This is a genomic window from Streptomyces sp. MS06, assembly GCF_047200655.1.
Taxonomy (GTDB): domain Bacteria; phylum Actinomycetota; class Actinomycetes; order Streptomycetales; family Streptomycetaceae; genus Streptomyces.
Genome location: NZ_JBJZOJ010000142.1, coordinates 1 through 1,347 on the forward strand (window position 1 = coordinate 1; position 1,347 = coordinate 1,347).

Sequence of the window (1,347 nt, forward strand, 5' to 3'; positions counted from 1 at the left end):
CGGAGAAGCTCCTATCTCGTGTCAAGCGGTCTGTACGAGGTTGGCTTTCGTGATGTTCGTGCTGGTCAGCGCCCTGAAGACCTCGCGGGCTATGTAGCGTTTGAGGCAGCGGATGATGTCCTTCTTCTGTAGTCCCTGCGCGGTGCGCCGGGCGACGTACTCTCGGGTGCGACGGTCGTGCTGCATGCGGACGACCACGATGCGGTAGAGGGCGGCGTTGGCGGACCGGTTACCTCCACGGTTCAGTCGGTGGCGGTCTCGCCGGCCGGACGAGGCGGGCAAAGGTGCGGCACCGCACAGATGGGCGAAGGCAGCCTCGGAGCGCAGGCGCTCGGGGTTGTCGCCGACGGCCGCCAGGAGGCGGGCGGCCGTCTCGGGCCCGACACCGTTGACGGCCAGCAGCGTCGGCGCGGCCTGGGTCGCCAATGTGTTCAACTCGGCGTCGTAGTCGCTGATTTCGCGCGTCAGATCCTGGTAGCGACGGGCAAGACGGCGCAGGGTGAACTTGGCCGCCGCTGTGGGGTCGGCCAGGTCCGGTGCCGGTCGGAGTCCGGCGCACATGCTGATCAACTCGGCTGTCGCCAGAGCGCGGAGTCGGCCGCGCAGGGTGTCGGGCGCGGTGACCAGGAGGCTGCGGATCTGGTTGATGGACTGCGTGCGGGCCTTCATGGCCGAGGTGCGGGCGTTGTGCAGGACGCGCAGTGCCTCGGCGGCACCGGCGTGGGCCTTGGGGAGGACGCCCGCGCGTCCGGAGGCGACCGCCTCGGCGGCTGCATAGGCGTCGATCGGGTCGGACTTGCCCAACTAGCGACGCATGCGCCGGTCAGGCCGGTTGATGTCGAATACCTGTAGACCCGCGGCCACCAGGACGCGTGCGAGCTGGGTGCCGTAGGACCCGGTACCTTCCACGCCGACGGCGAGCACGGTCCCGAAGGAGTGCAGCCAGGCCAGCAGCGCGCGGTAGCCATCGCTTGTGGTGGGAAACTGGGCATCGCCCAGATGCCGGCCGATGGGGTCGACGACGGCGGCGTGGTGGGTGTCGGCGTGGGTGTCCACGCCTCCGAAGACGTCCGGGCGCTGATCGGCCATGATGGGGGTGCTGTCCTTCCGAGTTGTTTCACGGGGCAGCACGCGTCGGCCGGGCGGCGGACAAAGCAGTGACGGGGGCTTCTCGCCCAAGCTCCTGACTTGTTGAATCGACCGCAGACGCTCGGTCTGCAGCCGTAGCGTCCAGGGTGTCGGTCGGCACGGGCCCGCAGTGCTCCTTGCCGCCCTCGGGCTGGCTCACTGATAGCGTGCCGCCGCCGGCCGACACCCGCGCGGTGTGGCTCGACAGAGGCATGAAGG

At 69.3% G+C, this 1,347-nt stretch carries 1 pseudogene; it reads right to left on the minus strand.

Annotated elements, in window-relative coordinates:
• Nucleotides 1-21: 21 nt before the first annotated feature.
• Nucleotides 22-1,089, minus strand: a pseudogene (locus tag ACL02U_RS32820) (IS110 family transposase).
• Nucleotides 1,090-1,347 lie beyond the last annotated feature (258 nt).